Origin of the sequence: Paenibacillus curdlanolyticus YK9, from assembly GCF_000179615.1 — a bacterium.
Taxonomy (GTDB): domain Bacteria; phylum Bacillota; class Bacilli; order Paenibacillales; family Paenibacillaceae; genus Paenibacillus_T; species Paenibacillus_T curdlanolyticus.
This window is the reverse complement of record NZ_AEDD01000007.1, coordinates 165,479-181,824: the sequence shown is the minus strand read 5'-3', so window position 1 is coordinate 181,824 and position 16,346 is coordinate 165,479. Positions and strand designations below refer to the sequence as shown.

Sequence of the window (16,346 nt, the reverse complement as noted above, 5' to 3'; positions counted from 1 at the left end):
CCCCCGTCATTGGACGTGTGCGCGAACCCTTCTACTTCGTACCTTATTGAGAGAGCGTAAAGGAAGAGTAGGATAGGAGGGCGGCATTATGTTAGACGAGGCTAAGGCGGGAGACTACGAGCCAAGCGACATCGGCGTCATCGGTGTGATTGGACTTGGCTATGTCGGCTTGCCGTTTGCCATGGCCTTTGTACGCCGCGGGTTTGCCGTTATCGGGATTGATGTGGATGCGCGGAAGCTCGAGATGCTTCAGCGAGGAAAAAGTTATATTCGCGATGTTGAGGACGCTGAGCTTGCAGAGGCTGTGACAGCGGGCAAGCTGGTCGTTTCCTCTAGCTTTTCGCGTTTAGCAGACGCTTCTAGCATTGTCATTTGCGTGCCGACGCCGCTTACGGCCAATCAGGCGCCAGATTTGAGCTTCTTAACCGCCGCATGCCGCCAGTTGCAGCCGCATCTAAGCTTTGGTCAGTTGGTCATCGTTGAGAGCACGACGTTCCCTGGAACGACGCGCGAAGTCGTTCAGCCGTTGCTGGAGCTTGGCGGATTGCGGGCAGGGGAATCGTTTCATTTGGCTTATTCGCCGGAACGAATCGATCCGGGCAACACGGCGACACCCGTGGAGGACGTGCCGAAGGTCGTGAGCGGGCTAACCGCACCGTGTTTAACGCGTATCGTATCGCTCTACAGCGCCGTCTTTCATCAAGTCGTGCCGGTATCGTCGACGGATACGGCGGAGGCTGCCAAGCTGCTCGAAAACAGTTTTCGTCTTGTGAATATTTCGTTTATTAATGAATTTGCGAAGCTTTGCGACCAGCTCGGATTGGATATATGGGAAGTGATCCGCGCGGCAAGCACGAAGCCTTACGGCTTTATGAGCTTTCTGCCGGGGCCAGGCATTGGCGGCCATTGCATTCCCGTTGATCCCTTATATATGCAGTGGAAGGCCCGTGAAGCCGGAACGGAGAGCCGGTTTATTGAGCTTTCACGCGATACGAACGAGTCCATTCCCAGCTACATCGTCAGCCGATTGGAGCGGCTTCTGCAGCCCGAGCGGACATTGAACGGAGCGAGCATTCTTATATGCGGGGTTACGTACAAAAGAGACGTCGCCGATCTGCGGGAATCGAGCGCTTTGGTAGTAATGGAGCGCCTGTGCAACGCCGGAGCGACGGTTGCTTATTATGACCCTTACATTCCGACCGTTCGAATCGGAGAGGCGTCATGGCGCAGCATTTCATTAACGGATGAAGCGATTGCGGCAGCGGACTGCATACTCATTCATACCGACCATGCGGGGCTGCCGATTGATCGTATCGTGGCGCATGCGGCAGCGATTTATGATACGCGTAACCTAACGCGCGGCAAGAGCGGTCCGGGCAAGCTAGCGCGATTCGGCGATGGAAGCCGGCAGTAGGGTGCTGTCTCTCGAGCTGTCTATCTTCGTTTGGGAAAAAGCTTTGCGGCGGTGATGATGCGATCCGGCCCTTTTCCGAAGTCGATGGCAACCTTCCCTGTTTCGTTGGCGATTCGCGGAGCAAGCACGACGGCATTGACCCCGCAAGAGAGTAAGGCGATGTCGAAGCGGTTGCGTACAGCGACGGCTTCTTTCATCGTGCTTTTGATCTGGTCATAATGGGAAAAAGCGATTTTGTGCGTGACGTTGAGCTTATATCGATCGCTTGTCAAGAGGGCTTCAAGCGGCGCGGGGTTTCTCGTTACAAGCAAAATGCGCTGATGCTTTAGCATCCGCCAAAATTTATCGCTCTCGGGCATCATGCGGTTTACGCATGCATGACAGCGCATAGTCGGATTCAGCTGGTAATGGCTGAAGATTTCATTCGTCAGCTTTCGTTTCAAATAGTCGGGCGCTTTGATTTGATCATCATCAAGGGGAAGCAGCCCGACGATCGTGGCTTCTTTGATGGAACGAACCATCTCGTCTCGCAGCGCCAAATTCGGCAGCGTTACGCCTTTTTCGCCCTGATTGGCTTTGATCGCCCATGGCTCGCGCAGCACCTTGCTTATGCTCCATACGGATTGCTGCGCCATCACGAGGTTCTCGCCATCGCCGATTCGCACGAGAGACAGGGGAGCGACTTCGTATAGCGCGCGCTCGATCGTGTCCAGAACCTTTTTGAGATTCAAATATTTGGCCATAGCTCCCCTCGTTCTCGTCAGTCTTATGCCGTGCAGGCTATTTAATACTATATGTGCGACCAGGCCGAGAGGGAGATAATCATAAGGCCCAATCCTGTGCAGCTTGACCAAAACGACTTGTGTAAGCGTTACCGAAATCGTTTTAGTTCTTGTTTTCATTAAAAAAGGCCGCTATAATGGGGTGGATAGTTTAAAGGATAAACTAAGTTGGCGAGCCGAAATCTAACCATGATGATAAATAAAGGAGCATTGACCCATGAAGGATATCACTGTGTTTCCGTTTCGTAACCCAGCCTTGCCGCTCGAGGAGCGGGTGTCGGATCTCGTATCCCGACTTACGCTGGAAGAGAAAATTCACAATATGCCGCAATATCAGTCTGCAATCGAACGGCTCGGCATTCAGGCGTACAAGCATGGCACGGAAGGCGCGCATGGCATCGCCTGGCTTGGTGAGGCGACGTCTTTCCCGCAGCCAATCGGACTGGGCTGCACATGGGATCAGGAGCTGATGAAGGAAATTGGCGATGTGATCGGTACGGAGGCCCGCGTGTTCTATAAGCGCAATCCCCAAATCAACGGGTTAACCCTTTGGGCGCCGACTGTCGATATGGAGCGCGACCCGCGATGGGGGCGGACGGAGGAGGCCTACGGCGAGGACCCGCACCTGACAAGCGAGCTGGCGGTTGCGCTGACGCAAGGCATGCAAGGCGACCACCCGAAGTATTTGAAAGCCGTTGCCACATTAAAGCATTTTCTTGGCAACAACAATGAAATCAACCGGGGCAGCTGCTCTGTAAGCATCGACCCGCGCAATATGCGAGAGTACTATTTCAAAGCATTCGAGCCAGTCTTCGTCAAAGGCGGCGCACAGTCGATGATGACGGCATACAACTCCGTAAACGGGACGCCGGTGCTGCTTCACGAGACGGTGGACAGCGTCGTGAAGGAGCAGTGGATGGATGGCTTTATCGTCAGCGACGCAGGCGATATGATCGGTATCGTCAACGATCATCATTATTATGATTCGTTGGCGCAGGCGGTAGCTGAATCTATTAAAGCTGGCATCGACAGCATTACGGACGAAGCGAAGGCCGTAACCGATGCGATTCGGGATGCGCTGGAGCAAGGGCTGCTTGGCGAGGCGGATTTGGACAAGGCGCTCTCGAATACGTTCCGAGTGCGGATGCGCCTCGGCGAGTTCGATCCGCAGGAGCTGGTGCCGTATGCGGCTATCGACGACTCATCGCTCATGAAGCCGGAGCATCAAGCGCTTTCCCTGAAGGCGGCTCGGAAAAATATCGTGCTGCTCAAAAACGACGGCGCTCTCCCGCTTGATGCGGAGAAGCTGAGCAAGATTGCCGTTATCGGCCCGCTTGGCGATACAGTCTATCGGGACTGGTATTCCGGCACTTTCCCTTATAAAATAACGCCGCTGCAAGCGATCCAGCAGAAGCTGGCTGGCAAGTCGGTTGCGTTCGCAGACGGCAACGACCGGATCAAGCTTCGCTCCAGAGCAAATGGACAGTACCTAGCGATTGCGGACGGAGAGAGCAAACAGCTGGCAGCCGCGGCGGATGCTGCCGGCGCGGAGACGTTCCAAGTCGGCGACTGGGGCTGGGGCAGCTTGACGCTGCAAGCGGAGAGCAACGGCAAATATGTAACGACGGATGAAACGAATATAACGGCATCTGCCGATGAAGCGTTCGGCTGGTTCGTGAAGGAAGTGTTTCAATTGGAGCCGCAAGAAAACGGCGCGGTTGCCATGAAGACGTGGAACAACAAGGCCGTCGTCTCCTCGGCAGATCAGTGGCTTGTCGTGGATGAGGAGCTGAATTCGTTCGGCGATAGGGATACCTACGATAAAGAAGTCGTCTATGACGGACTGCAAGCTGCCGTTGAAGCGGCGAAGCAATCCGAGGTTGCGATCGTCTTTGTAGGTAACAATCCGCTCGTGAACGGCAAGGAAGAGAATGACCGTCCGGGATTGGAGCTTGCAGCGTCGCAGGAGCGCCTAGTGAAGGCGGTATTCGAAGCGAATCCGAACACGGTTGTCGTCGTCACAGGGGGATACCCGTTCACGTTGAACTGGATCGAAGCGAATATTCCGGCCGTCATTTATTCGTCGCATTCCGGGCAAGAGCATGGCGCTGCACTGGCTGATGTGCTGTTCGGCGACTATAATCCGGCTGGACGGTTGAATATGACATGGTACCGTTCGGCTGATCAGCTCCCTGATCTGATGGACTACGACATTATGAAGGGCAAACGGACGTATTTGTATTTCGAGGACAAGCCGCTATATCCATTCGGGCATGGCTTGTCGTACGCCGCGTTCGCTTATAGCGACCCGCAGCTTGGAGCCGCGGCGATTAGCGCAGAGGATGAACTTTCCGTATCGGTACACGTACAGAACACGAGCGCGGTAGCGGGCGAAGAAGTCGTGCAGCTGTATGTGAAAGCAGGCAAGTCGCGCGTGAAGCGCCCGGTGAAGAAGCTTTATGGCTTCCGCCGCGTCATGCTGCAGCCGGGAGAAGCTCAGACGGTTGCCTTCACCGTTCCGGCGACAGAGCTTGCGATCTGGGACGTTACACGGGATCGATATGCGGTGGAATCCGGCGAATACACGCTGCTTCTGGGCAGCAGCTCGGAGGATATACGAACGAGCGCGACCGTGCAGGTGAATGGAGAGACAATACCTCCGCGCAGCCTGAGCGCGCAAACAAAAGCAGAGAACTATGACGATTACGAAGGGGTGTTCCTCGGGGAGAGCAAAGAAGGGTATGCATGCGTCGAGCTGTCCGCCGGCAGCGGCTGGATTGCGTTCCGCGACGCGGAGCTGGGAACCGGGGCAACTTCCTTCCAGGCGCGAGTGGCAGTCGCAGCGGACGGCGGGCGCATTGAAGTGCGTCTCGGCTCGGCAGAAGGCGCGGTTGCCGGAACGGTAGAAGTGCAAGCAACTGGCGGCGCACAAGCTTGGACGACAGTGACAGCAGCGTTGCAAAGCGCAGCTGGCCGTCAAGACGTGTATATCGTGTTGACGGGCGATATTCGCTTAAGCTGGATTCAGCTGGCGTAAGCGGCAGCTGAATGAAACTGGAGCTTTTCCGATCATGGAATAAGATCGGAAAAGCTTTTTTACATAAAAACGACAAATTAATGAATCCTTTTGGGCGGTTCATCGTAATACCGGTTGCGAACGAAAAACAATCGTCTAATATTGAAAATATTGTATATTTCGCAAGGGATTTGCCGAACCTAAATGTTTGTATAAGCAAGTAGATTTTTGATTCTTACTAGAGTATAGTTGGAACTAGACACTGGAAATTAAGGGCTTTTGCCCCTCTTATTTCATCAAGCGCAGGAATCGGATAGGGATTGAAGGGAGGTGAGCAAGCAATGTCAATCAGTTTGGTAAAAGGTCAAAAAATCGACCTGACAAAAGGCAGATCCGGTTTGACCAAAGTCGTCATCGGCTTGGGCTGGGATCCGGTTGAGGCACGTGGGTTTTTCGGAATGAAGAAGAAGCAGGCCAATATCGATTGTGACGCTTCCGTACTGATGTTGAATGAACAATCGAAACTTACAAATGAGCATCATGTCATTTGTTTCTATAATAAACAAAGCCCGTGCCAATCCGTTATTCACTCCGGAGACAATCTGACAGGTGAAGGCGATGGGGACGACGAGCAAATTATGATCGATTTGTCGAAGGTGCCAGCGAACGTGGATAAGATTCTCGCGGTCGTTAATATTTATGACTGCGTTAACCGCAAACAGGATTTCGGCATGATCAAATCGGCTTACATCCGCGTAATGGATGGAAGCAGCAACGAGATGGTGCGGTTCAATCTTACCGAGAGCTACGCAGGCAAGACCGCGTTGATCTGCGGAGAGCTCTACCGTCATAATGGCGAGTGGAAATTTGCTGCAATCGGCGAGGGCACGCACGCGACGCACGTGAATCAAATCGCAGCCGCTCATCAATAAGAGCTTGGCTAGCACGCATGCCTGATTGGCAGAAGAGAGGTACACATTCATGGCGATTAATTTGACTAAAGGCCAGAAGGTCGATCTGACGAAAACGAATCCAGGCCTTTCCAAGATCACGGTCGGTCTTGGCTGGGACACGAATAAGTATGACGGCGGCAAGGATTTCGACCTGGACGTTTCGCTGTTCTTGACGAACGCGGCAGGTAAAGTTGAAACGGAGCGCAATTTTATTTTCTTCAATAACCGTCAGAACGAGAACGGCTCCGTTGTACATACGGGCGATAACCGTACGGGCGAAGGCGAAGGCGATGACGAGCAAATCAACATCGATTTGGCGAACGTGCCAGCGAACGTAGAGAAAATCGCGTTCACGATCACGATCTACGAAGCGAACGAGCGTAATCAGAACTTCGGTCAAGTATCCCGCGCGTACGTACGGATCATGAACGAAGGCAGCAACGCAGAGCTGATCCGCTTCGACCTTGGCGAAGACTTCTCCGTTGAAACGGGCGTAGTTGTCGGCGAACTGTATCGCCACAGCGGCGAATGGAAATTCAGCGCAATCGGCAGCGGCTACAAAGACGGCCTTGCAGGCTTGACGCGCGACTACGGCGTGCAATAAGAATGACGAAATGCCCGTGCGGCAGGCGATCGCTAAGGCGATTCGCCTGCCGCATGCGGCTTTACATTGAGGAAGAGAGGATGACGAACGCATGAGTATTTCATTGTCCAAAGGCCAACGCATCGATCTGACGAAGACGAATCCTGGTTTGACGAAGGTCGTTGTCGGACTCGGTTGGGATACGAACAAATATAACGGCGGCGCCGATTTTGACTTGGATGCTTCGGCTTTCCTGCTTCATGAAGATGGCAAAGCGAAAGGCGCAGACGACTTTATTTTCTATAACAATACTTCAGGCGGCAACGGTTCTGTTGTCCATACGGGCGATAACCGTACGGGCGAGGGCGATGGGGACGATGAGCAAATCGATGTCGACCTTAGTAAAGTGCCTGCTAACATTAGCCGCATCGGCATTACGGTTACGATCTATGACTATGAGTCGCGCGGACAAAACTTCGGACAAGTTTCCAACGCTTTCGTGCGCGTTGTGGACGCAGCAACGAACCGCGAGCTGATGCGTTATGACCTGGGCGAAGATTTCTCGACGGAAACGGCAGTCGTGTTCTGCGAGTTCTATCGCCATGGCGAAGAGTGGAAATTCCAGGCGATCGGAAGCGGCTTCTCGGGCGGCTTGACGGCACTCTGCCAGAACTACGGATTGGATGCTAAGTAACAAGCAAGACCGGAAGACCCGCGCTGCGGGTCTTCCCGTTCCACTTATTTTACTTAGAGGGTGACCACATATGGCGGTAGCAGTAGTCAAAGGACAGAAGGTTGACATTACGAAGACCAATCCCGGACTCACGCAGTTGAAGGTGGCGATCGGGTGGCAGTCGTCCTCGGCTGTCGAAGTTGATACCTCTGCGTTTCTGCTTGGCGAGAATGGCATGACGTCGGGCGACGAGGATTTAATTTTTTATAATCAGCCTTCCAACGGCTTTATCCGTTATGAGAATGGACAAGCACCTGATCAGAAGCAATTTGTAATTGATCTGCAGCGTGTGCCGGCGAACATTCACCGGGTTGCATTCAGCCTAACGTTATACGATGAGCAGCAAGGGTTCAAACAAGTGAAGGATGCCTATATCCGGTTCATGAACGGAGCCACCGGCCAAGAAGCGGTCCGGTATGACCTTGGAAACAACTTCTCTGTCGAGACCGCAGTTGTCGTCGGAGAGTTTTATCGATATAACGGAGAGTGGAAATTTAATGCGATCGGATCCGGTTTCTCCGGCGGATTAAAGGCGCTTTGCGCAAACTATGGCATAGCCGTTCAACAGGATGAGCCGGCGAAGCCTCCTGTGCCATCGTCGGCGCCGACGCCATCTCCGGCGCCGGCGGCTTCCGTGCCGCCGCCGTCCTCGCCTTCTTCCGCAGGCGCACCTGTCCATCTTAATCTGAAGAAGATTGAGCTCAAGAAGAAGGGCGATAAAATTAATCTGACGAAGGGTCCGAAAGGCGATCTCGGCGAGATCCGGATTAATTTGAACTGGAACAGGCAGCAGGGCAAGGGTGGATTTTTCAGCAAAAGCCGTTCGGTCGATCTCGATTTGGCCTGCTTGTACGAGCTGAATGATGGGCGAAAAGGCGTCGTTCAAGCGCTTGGCAATTCGTTCGGATCGCTGGATCGGGCGCCATACGTCGCGCTTGACGGGGATGACCGGACGGGAACGGTAGCGACGGGCGAGAACATTCGCATTAATGGAGCCCGTGTTAGCGAGATCAAGCGTATCCTTATCTTCACGTTTATCTATCAGGGCGCGGCGAACTGGAAGGATGCGGACGGGGTCGTTACGATCGAGCAGCAAGGCGGGCCAGACATTATTGTCCATATGAATGAGCATGATAACCAAAAGGGCATGTGCGCCATTGCGATGATTCATAATGTCGGCAATGAGACGTTCAGCATCGAGCGGCTCGTCCAGTTTTATAATGGGCATTCCGAGCTGGACCGCGCCTACGATTGGGGCATGCGCTGGGTAGCAGGCAAGAAATAACACTAATTGAGCACAATGGAGGCAGTTTAGATGGGTTGGTTTTCAGATTTTATTGACAAAGTGGGAGAAAGCTACGGGCATTTCTTCTCCTGGAGTGACGTTGCGGCTACGTTCTCCGATCCTGTTAGCTGGGGCATTATCGCAAGCTTGATTCTTCTTGAAGGCTTGCTGTCGGCGGATAACGCGCTCGTTCTCGCTGTCATGGTTCGCCACTTGCCGAAGGAGCAGCAGAAGCGCGCATTGTTCTACGGTTTGCTCGGCGCGTATGTGTTCCGTTTCCTTGCGATCGGTTTAGGTACATATCTCGTCAAGATTACCTTGGTGAAGGTGCTAGGCGCAGCGTATCTGTTATTTATTGCGTATAAAGGGTTGTTCAAAGGTTCAGATGAAGGCGAGACGAGTAATAAGAACTATGGCTTCTGGAAAACCGTCCTGATGGTTGAACTCATGGATATCGCGTTCAGTATCGACAGTGTCATCGCGGCGTTCGGCGTAAGCGATCAAGTATGGGTCTTGTTCGTCGGCGGTATTCTCGGCGTACTGATGATGCGCGGCGTTGCGCAAGTGTTCCTGAAGCTGATCGATCGTTTCCCGGAGCTGGAGCAAGCGGCATTCATTCTCATCGCGGTTATCGCAGTGAAAATGCTTGCGGGCGCATTCGGTTACCATGTATCTCACTACCTGTTCTTTGCAGCGATGATCGTCGTATTCGGCGGCACGATGGTGCTCAGCGCGATGCGCAGCAAGAAGAGAGCAAACAAAGAAGCATAATACTGCGACTATGCATTAGCTGCGGCACGAATCCCTCCCATCTCGGAGGGATTCGTTGGTATTAGGCGAAGAAAGGAGCGAATATCGCTATGCGCTATTTTAATGAATTGTCCGAGGACGAGCTGCCGGCACTATTCTATTCGCCCCCCGGTTCATTCACGAACCGGTCCCCGCAGGAACTATTGGCCTATGCAATAGGCGCCGCGCTTTATATGCCTGCTACACGAACGACCATTGCAAGCGATATTGTGACAGGCAAGCTCGAAAGCTTAGTGACGGCTGTTATTGATCTGGAGGATGCGGTCGGTGACAACGAGGTGGAGGAAGCGGAGCGCTCAGCGATTCAGCAGCTTAGCCGGATCGCGCTAGCGATCGAAAGCGGCGTCATGTCATTGGAGCGGCTTCCTCTTCTTTTTGTTCGCGTACGTACGGCTGAGCAGCTAGAGAGATTGCTAGAGGAGCTCGGTCATTCGGCGCATGTGCTCACGGGGTTTGTTTTCCCTAAGTTTACGACGGCTAATGGAGAACGTTATTTCCGGTTGCTGGAGCGGTATAACCGAACCAGAGCAGCGGACGAGCCGCTGTTATACGGCATGCCAGTGCTCGAGAGCGCATCGATTATTTATAAGGAGTCGCGGTTGGAGTCTCTGATTGGGATTAAGCGATTGCTCGATTATTATCGTCCGCATGTGCTGAATGTCCGGATCGGCGCAACTGATTTCTCCAGCCTATTCGGCTTGCGCAGAAGTCCGGAGACGACGGTGTACGATATTGCCCCGATTCGCGACTGCATTGCAGATATTATTAATGTTTTCGGAAGGGCTCAGGACGGCTACGTGATCTCGGGCCCGGTCTGGGAGTACTTCGCGTCGTCTCCTAATCGCCTTCCGTTGGCATCCTTGCGAGATTCGAGACTGCGAGAGGCGCTGCTGCCTGAGCTGGAGCTGTCGCATGCCATGCTGCAGGGACGGCGGGAGGCGAGCGGTAACGGCCAGTTAGAACGGGAGATTATGCTGGACAAAGAGAACGGGATTATCGGCAAAACCATTATTCATCCTTCGCATCTTCGTACTGTCCAAGCGATGTACGCGGTCACGCATGAGGAGTATACCGATGCTTTCGCCATTATTGCGGGCAGCGATGGCAGCCTTGGCGTAATGAAGAGCGAGTATTCGAACAAAATGAATGAAATGAAGCCGCATTACAACTGGGCACGGCGAATCATGGCCCGAGCCAACATATATGGGGTGCTGCATGAACAACAACGCTACTCGGATTTGCTCCGAGAACAAGACTACGCACGTTTATAACATTGCCGGCAGCCTGAAGGTCACGGTTACGGAAGCGGATAATCCGTTCATCCTGCCTATAACCCAGCTGTTCAGCATGGCAGCACGCAACAATCCGAAGCGATCGTTTCTATTCGTGAGCAAGCTGCTGGGCAAACATATTCCGATTAACCCGCATACATCGCTGCTTGGCGGGTATGCGCTCGCTGCTCTGCTGTGCCGGCATTTGCAGCCGGAACGCGCGGATGAGCTGGCGTCGGTACTGCATTTGACGATGGAGGGCTTAACGGACCCGACGCGGGCTGCGGAGGTGTATCGGCAGCTAATCGCTAAGCGGCTGAAGCTGTCCGAGCCGGTGAAGCTGCTGGGCTTTGCGGAGACGGCAACAGCATTAGGGCATGCCATGTTCGATGCATTAGCGGAGCAAGCGACTTACTTGCATACGACACGAGAGCTGCTGCCGGAACGGCAGTCGGTGCTCCAATTCGATGAGGAGCACTCGCACGCGGTAGCGCACCGTTGTTATGCGGAGCGGCCGGATTTTTTGGCCGACGATGAGATCGTTGTTTTCGTCGATGACGAGATGACGACGGGCAAGACGACGCTTAATTTGATCCGGGATATGCAGGACAAATATCCGCGCAAGCGGTATATCGTCGCTGCGCTGCTCGATTGGCGAAGCGCGGCGGATGAGGCTGCATTTGCGGCGATGGAGCAGGAGTTCGGCATCGCCATCGAGACGATCTGTCTGTATCGCGGCACGATCGAGGTGGAAGGCGCTGCTTTCCCGGATGGTGCGCCGCAAGGGCTCGTTCAAGCATTTGGCGGAAGCAGCGAGGAGCAGGCGGGGGGAGCCTCGGCTGCGAGCGAAGCGCTCGCTGGGCCTCTCGTTAGGCTGCACCGGCTGAACGGTATTTTCGAGGAAGTCCAAGCCGTATCGGCTGATCTCGCTAATCGCCGCAACGAGACGCCGTATATTAGGGAAACCGGGCGTTTCGGCATTAGCGCCAGCGACCGTGCGAAGACGGATCGTGCGATTCAAGCGGCTGCGGCGCAGCTGCGCGTCATTCGCCAGCAGCGTATCAATGCAGCGGTTTCTAGATATGGCGCTGCTTTGGCAGAGGCTGGCGCAGGAGCGGCAGTTGGCAAAACGCTTGTCGTTGGCACCGGCGAATTCATGTATGTGCCGATGCGGATCGCAGCGGAGCTGGGCGAGGGCGTTTATTACCAGTCGACGACGCGGAGCCCGATCCATCCGCTTCAGCATACGGATTATGCGGTACGTGACGGCGTCTCGTTCCCTTCGCCTGACGACGAGCAGGTGAAGCATTTTATCTATAATCTGCATGCGCATGCTTATGATGACGTCTTCATCGTGCTGGAGCGGGAGGCGACGGAGGAGATGCTCGCGCCGATGCTCCGTGCATTCCGAACGATGCCATGCAAGGCCGTTCATTTCATAAGCTGTGCGAGTCAGCCATACAGCAAGCTGGGGGCGGATGCGCATGAGTAGCGTAGATCGATCTGCAGCTGCATCCTGCGTTACAGGTGACGTGAATGGCGATGTGAATCGGCTGTTCGCTCGCATGATCTCGCCGCCTGTGCCGCTCGGAAGCTACGATCCGTCGGATGTTACGTTTCTGCTCAAAGATTTGCGCGGCGCGGAACTAGAGATGCCAACCGAGGATCGGGAGGAAGCTATTCAGTCGGGGGTGCATTACTCGGAAATGCTGCCTGCCGAATATGAGCCCTCGGAGCGGTATTTGCAATTGTTTCACGATTCGCTTGGCGCGACAGCGGAGCTGGTGGCAGAAGGCGTTGCAGCGGTTGCCGAGCTAATTGTGCGCAAACGCGGCCTCGATTGCGTGCTTGTCTCGCTAGCGCGGGCGGGGACGCCGATTGGCGTGCTGATCAAACGGTACATTGCGCAGCGATATGGCGTTTCTTTGCCGCACTATAGCATTTCGATTATTCGCGGCAAAGGCATCGACGAAAATGCGCTGCTGTATATGCTGCAGCAGCATGGCGCGGATGCCAAGCTGCAATTCGTGGATGGCTGGACAGGCAAAGGGGCAATTCGCAGGACGCTCATTCAAGCCTGCCAGCAATTTGAGGCCAAATACGGGATAACGCTTAGCGACGATCTGGCTGTGCTGGCGGACCCCGGGCATTGCTCGCAAACGTTCGGGACGCGAGAGGACTTCCTCATTCCAAGCGCTTGCTTGAATGCAACAGTGTCTGGCCTGATGAGCCGGACTGTGCTGAAGGAAGGGTTGATAGGACCGGATGATTTTCACGGCTCCAAATATTATGACCACTGGCGTGAGATTGATGTCTCGATCTTGTTTGTAGAGAAGATCGAAGCGCATTACGAAAAGGTTGCTGAGCGGGCAAAGGCTTTCGCAGAGGAGCAGCGGCGCGTTCCGCCGGCCGTTACGTGGAGAGGACTATCCGATATTAAGCAGGTGCAGGCGGCATATGGCATCGCAGATATGAATCTCGTTAAGCCGGGCGTTGGGGAGACGAGCCGCGTTCTGCTGCGCCGCGTGCCTTGGAAAATTCTTGTGGATCGCTTGGATAATCCGCATTTGGGGCACATCATGCTGCTTGCGGAGGAGCGCGGCGTTCCGGTTGAAGTATTCCCCGGGCTTACTTACTCGTGCTGCGGCATTATTAAACCGCTGAACGGAGGGACGCCATGATTTATGCATGCGATTTGGACATGACGCTGATCTATTCGCATCGCGCGATGCTTGTATCGCCGGATACGCCAGGCATCAGCGTAGTGGAGCGCTACGGCGGCAAGACAGGAGCTTTCATGTCCGATGCCGCGATGGCGGAGCTGAAGGCTTTAACGCAGCGCATCATATTCGTACCGGTAACGACGCGAACGATGGCGCAATACCGCCGAATCGAAGTGTTTCAACAGATGATCATTCCGGCATATGCGATAACGAGCAATGGCGGCAATATTTTGCATGGCGATGAAGTGGATACGCAGTGGCAGCGTCTCGTACAGGAGCGGATGAGAGGAGAAGCATGCTCCCCCGAGGAGGCGTTCCGCACGTTCGCGCCGATCGTCAGCGACGATTGGATACTGGAGAGCCGGCTCTGCGACGAGCTGTTCTACGTCTATCTGATGGACCGTGACCGGATGCCGGCAGAGGCTGTTCAGGAGCGGGCGAAGGCGCTTGCCGAGCTTGGCTGGGAACTGTCGGTGCAAGGGCGCAAAGTATACATTGTTCCTGCTGTCGTGAATAAGCGCGATGCCGTCGCGTACATTCGCCAGCGACATCCCGAGCTGCCCTTGGCTGCATCGGGCGATTCGCTGCTGGACCGCAGCTTGCTGGAATCCGCAGACTATGCCATCGCACCGGCCCACGGCGAGCTGCATCGCATTTACCAAGAGACGGGCGTAAAGGGAAGCTGGAGGTTTACGCAGCATTCCGGATTGTTCGCGTCGGAGGAGATCGTCGCCTATGTGGCGTCGCAAGCGGAAGGCTCGGCAACAACGTTAAGCAAGGCAGTCGAATAGAAGGGGAGCTGGACATGAGCAAAAAAGAGCTTCGCGTATATTTTAACCGGTGGTTTTCCGTCGCCTATCATTACATGAACAGCATTCGCCACAATGAGGACGGCGTTGCGTTCAAGCTATACGGCACACACCCCGACCCAGGGCATATGGCGCTGCAAGCTGCTGATTATGCGACGGTCGAGCCTGTACTTCATGGACTGGATTACGCACAGTTTTGCGTTGATTTCTGCCGAGAGCATGAGATTGACGTCTTCATCCCAAGACTGCATATGCTCGATATTGCTCGCCACATCGCGTTGTTTGACGAGATCGGGACACAAGTGACGGTATGCCGTGATGTGGAGCTGCTAGAGAAGCTGACGATTAAGGACAAGTTCTATGAAGCGGTTCGAGCGACGGGCATCATGGAGGTTCCGGCATACGAGGTTGTCCGTGACGCCGAGGGCTTCAAGCAAGCCTATGCACGGTTAAGAGAAGCGGGACATCGCGTCTGCTTCAAGCCGACCGATTCGGAGGGCGGGCTGGGCTTCCGAATCGTAAACGACGAGCGCGATGCGTTGAAGGATCTGTTCGGTTATGTGACCAACGAGTTGACGTTTGACGAGGCATACAGCATTTTGGCCCGGGCGGAGCGTTTCCCTGAAATGATGGTCATGGAGCTGCTGGATGGTCCGGAGTACAGCATCGATTGTCTCGCGAATCGGGACGGCAAGCTGCTGGCGGCAGTGCCGCGTCGCAAAGCGGACGGACGCCTTCGCGTGCTGGAGGATAACGCCGAGCTTATCGCCATCGCTCATCGCGTTGCAGAGACGTATCGCATTCCGTACAACTTTAATATACAAATGCGCTGCAATGGCGGCGTGCCGAAGCTTCTGGAAATTAATCCGCGAATGTCCGGCGGACTGCATGCCACCTGCTTAGCCGGCATCAACTTCCCGTATTTAGGCGTCAAAGCCGCGTTAGGACAACCGATTGAGCCGTTGAAGCCGGAATTCGGCATTACGACGAGCCACATCGAGCTGTCGATGCGCATGCAGACGTTCGAAGGAAGCTTAAAGCGCATGATGCGCTAGGCGGACAGTTCTGACAAATTGCGGAACTATAGGCGTCGCCACTGCTTGCTGAACGTATGGCATAGGCTGCTCCCCCGACTCGCGACGGGGATTTTGCTGCTCCCCCGGCTCCATTGACAGCGTTAGCGAGGGTTTCTACAATAGTGAGAGAGACTAACGTGTCCATGTGGAGGGAATTGCTTGTGAGGAAAAATGTACTGGTCGGCGGTGCAATCGGATATGTTGCTGCAGTTGTATTAAGCTTTATGCTGCCTGAGATTCTAACGCTGTTCATTCCGGCGATTGGCGCTATATTCGGCAGCTTGCTCCCGGCTCGAAACCGTGGTCCGGCTCCAAGCTTGGATATGTCCGGCCAACCGGCAGGACCGCTTCCGGATCGCCTGCAGCCGCCTCAGCAGCATCAGCAATCGCAGCAGCTTCATGGCGGGGGAGGACGGCAGCCGCAGGTTGCGCCAGCGCCTGCTGCATCGCAATCAGCAGCAGCGCCGATTTTGCCGGAGGGCTTCGGTCCGGTTGTCGAGTATTTGCAGGTGCTAGAAGATATGATCATTTCCGAGGGACAGCAGCATAACCTCGATAGCGAGATCGTCGAGAAGTCGCTTTCTTTGTTCTCTCGTGTACAACGGATTATTCCATTGCTCGAGCAACTTGGGGATAGCAATACGAACCATACGATTCGCAGGCTGATTCTGAAGGATCTTAACGGAGTTATTAATCCGTTTTTGCGCCTTAGCGGCGAGATGAAGAGCAAAAACCGCCGAATGCTGCTTAACGGCTTAAAAGATGTTGATTCCAAAATTTCCGCTATCGCATCCACGATCGAACATAAGGATCTGCTTGAATTGCAGACCAAAGCAGAGCTGATTCACCAGCGGTATAATCAATCAGAGCTATAACGATAGGGAGGCCTGT

Annotated in this window: 14 protein-coding genes; 13 read left to right on the top strand and 1 reads right to left on the bottom strand. The window is 54.4% G+C overall.

Annotation, left to right across the window (positions count from 1 at the left end; all coding sequences use genetic code 11):
• Positions 1–88: 88 nt before the first annotated feature.
• On the top strand, positions 89–1,414 hold the full coding sequence (locus PAECUDRAFT_RS14430; RefSeq protein ID WP_006038840.1) for a nucleotide sugar dehydrogenase: 1,326 nt from the start codon (positions 89–91) through the stop codon (positions 1,412–1,414).
• A gap of 20 nt (positions 1,415–1,434) precedes the next feature.
• Here the strand turns inward: PAECUDRAFT_RS14430 and PAECUDRAFT_RS14425 are convergent, their stop codons facing one another.
• Positions 1,435–2,157, bottom strand: coding sequence for a GT-D fold domain-containing glycosyltransferase (locus PAECUDRAFT_RS14425; RefSeq protein ID WP_006038839.1), 723 nt, complete (start codon positions 2,155–2,157; stop codon positions 1,435–1,437).
• 256 nt (positions 2,158–2,413) lie between these two features.
• Here PAECUDRAFT_RS14425 and PAECUDRAFT_RS14420 point away from each other — a divergent pair, with 256 nt between their 5' ends.
• The 12 genes from PAECUDRAFT_RS14420 (at position 2,414) to PAECUDRAFT_RS14360 (ending at position 16,330) form a co-directional block, all read left to right on the top strand.
• The gene (locus PAECUDRAFT_RS14420; protein ID WP_006038838.1) at positions 2,414–5,233 is read left to right on the top strand and encodes a glycoside hydrolase family 3 protein; all 2,820 of its coding nucleotides are present in this window, start codon (positions 2,414–2,416) and stop codon (positions 5,231–5,233) included.
• Positions 5,234–5,553: 320 nt separating this feature from the next.
• The gene (locus tag PAECUDRAFT_RS14410) at positions 5,554–6,144 is read left to right on the top strand and encodes a TerD family protein (protein WP_006038837.1); all 591 of its coding nucleotides are present in this window, start codon (positions 5,554–5,556) and stop codon (positions 6,142–6,144) included.
• 49 nt (positions 6,145–6,193) lie between these two features.
• The gene (locus PAECUDRAFT_RS14405) at positions 6,194–6,769 is read left to right on the top strand and encodes a TerD family protein (RefSeq protein WP_006038836.1); all 576 of its coding nucleotides are present in this window, start codon (positions 6,194–6,196) and stop codon (positions 6,767–6,769) included.
• A gap of 91 nt (positions 6,770–6,860) precedes the next feature.
• Positions 6,861–7,442 (top strand): TerD family protein, encoded by a 582-nt coding sequence (locus PAECUDRAFT_RS14400; RefSeq protein WP_006038835.1) that lies wholly within the window; start codon positions 6,861–6,863, stop codon positions 7,440–7,442.
• Positions 7,443–7,512: 70 nt separating this feature from the next.
• Positions 7,513–8,766, top strand: a complete 1,254-nt coding sequence (locus PAECUDRAFT_RS14395; protein ID WP_006038834.1) for a TerD family protein — start codon at positions 7,513–7,515, stop codon at positions 8,764–8,766.
• 30 nt (positions 8,767–8,796) lie between these two features.
• The gene (locus PAECUDRAFT_RS14390; protein WP_006038833.1) at positions 8,797–9,537 is read left to right on the top strand and encodes a TerC family protein; all 741 of its coding nucleotides are present in this window, start codon (positions 8,797–8,799) and stop codon (positions 9,535–9,537) included.
• A gap of 89 nt (positions 9,538–9,626) precedes the next feature.
• The gene (locus PAECUDRAFT_RS14385) at positions 9,627–10,847 is read left to right on the top strand and encodes an HpcH/HpaI aldolase/citrate lyase family protein (RefSeq protein ID WP_006038832.1); all 1,221 of its coding nucleotides are present in this window, start codon (positions 9,627–9,629) and stop codon (positions 10,845–10,847) included.
• Positions 10,792–12,339, top strand: coding sequence for a phosphoribosyltransferase family protein (locus tag PAECUDRAFT_RS14380; protein ID WP_006038831.1), 1,548 nt, complete (start codon positions 10,792–10,794; stop codon positions 12,337–12,339). Before PAECUDRAFT_RS14385 ends, PAECUDRAFT_RS14380 begins: the two co-directional genes overlap by 56 nt.
• A 73-nt stretch (positions 12,340–12,412) precedes the next feature.
• Positions 12,413–13,528: a cysteine protease StiP family protein gene (locus PAECUDRAFT_RS14375; protein ID WP_407636295.1), complete on the top strand. Its 1,116-nt coding sequence runs from the start codon at positions 12,413–12,415 to the stop codon at positions 13,526–13,528.
• Entirely contained in the window at positions 13,525–14,361 is an 837-nt protein-coding gene (locus PAECUDRAFT_RS14370) for an HAD family hydrolase (RefSeq protein ID WP_006038829.1), read from the top strand. The genes PAECUDRAFT_RS14375 and PAECUDRAFT_RS14370 overlap by 4 nt, the downstream gene beginning before the upstream one ends.
• A 14-nt stretch (positions 14,362–14,375) precedes the next feature.
• Entirely contained in the window at positions 14,376–15,434 is a 1,059-nt protein-coding gene (locus PAECUDRAFT_RS14365) for an ATP-grasp domain-containing protein (RefSeq protein WP_006038828.1), read from the top strand.
• Positions 15,435–15,616: 182 nt separating this feature from the next.
• Entirely contained in the window at positions 15,617–16,330 is a 714-nt protein-coding gene (locus tag PAECUDRAFT_RS14360; RefSeq protein ID WP_006038827.1) for a hypothetical protein, read from the top strand.
• Positions 16,331–16,346 lie beyond the last annotated feature (16 nt).

What these genes read in the sequence shown, in the direction of transcription:
- PAECUDRAFT_RS14430 (WP_006038840.1), top strand. Translation starts at nt 89, where the DNA reads ATGTTAGACGAGGCTAAGGCGGGAGACTACGAGCCAAGCGACATCGGC.
- PAECUDRAFT_RS14425 (WP_006038839.1), bottom strand. Translation starts at nt 2,157, where the DNA reads ATGGCCAAATATTTGAATCTCAAAAAGGTTCTGGACACGATCGAGCGC.
- PAECUDRAFT_RS14420 (WP_006038838.1), top strand. Translation starts at nt 2,414, where the DNA reads ATGAAGGATATCACTGTGTTTCCGTTTCGTAACCCAGCCTTGCCGCTC.
- PAECUDRAFT_RS14410 (WP_006038837.1), top strand. Translation starts at nt 5,554, where the DNA reads ATGTCAATCAGTTTGGTAAAAGGTCAAAAAATCGACCTGACAAAAGGC.
- PAECUDRAFT_RS14405 (WP_006038836.1), top strand. Translation starts at nt 6,194, where the DNA reads ATGGCGATTAATTTGACTAAAGGCCAGAAGGTCGATCTGACGAAAACG.
- PAECUDRAFT_RS14400 (WP_006038835.1), top strand. Translation starts at nt 6,861, where the DNA reads ATGAGTATTTCATTGTCCAAAGGCCAACGCATCGATCTGACGAAGACG.
- PAECUDRAFT_RS14395 (WP_006038834.1), top strand. Translation starts at nt 7,513, where the DNA reads ATGGCGGTAGCAGTAGTCAAAGGACAGAAGGTTGACATTACGAAGACC.
- PAECUDRAFT_RS14390 (WP_006038833.1), top strand. Translation starts at nt 8,797, where the DNA reads ATGGGTTGGTTTTCAGATTTTATTGACAAAGTGGGAGAAAGCTACGGG.
- PAECUDRAFT_RS14385 (WP_006038832.1), top strand. Translation starts at nt 9,627, where the DNA reads ATGCGCTATTTTAATGAATTGTCCGAGGACGAGCTGCCGGCACTATTC.
- PAECUDRAFT_RS14380 (WP_006038831.1), top strand. Translation starts at nt 10,792, where the DNA reads ATGAACAACAACGCTACTCGGATTTGCTCCGAGAACAAGACTACGCAC.
- PAECUDRAFT_RS14375 (WP_407636295.1), top strand. Translation starts at nt 12,413, where the DNA reads ATGATCTCGCCGCCTGTGCCGCTCGGAAGCTACGATCCGTCGGATGTT.
- PAECUDRAFT_RS14370 (WP_006038829.1), top strand. Translation starts at nt 13,525, where the DNA reads ATGATTTATGCATGCGATTTGGACATGACGCTGATCTATTCGCATCGC.
- PAECUDRAFT_RS14365 (WP_006038828.1), top strand. Translation starts at nt 14,376, where the DNA reads ATGAGCAAAAAAGAGCTTCGCGTATATTTTAACCGGTGGTTTTCCGTC.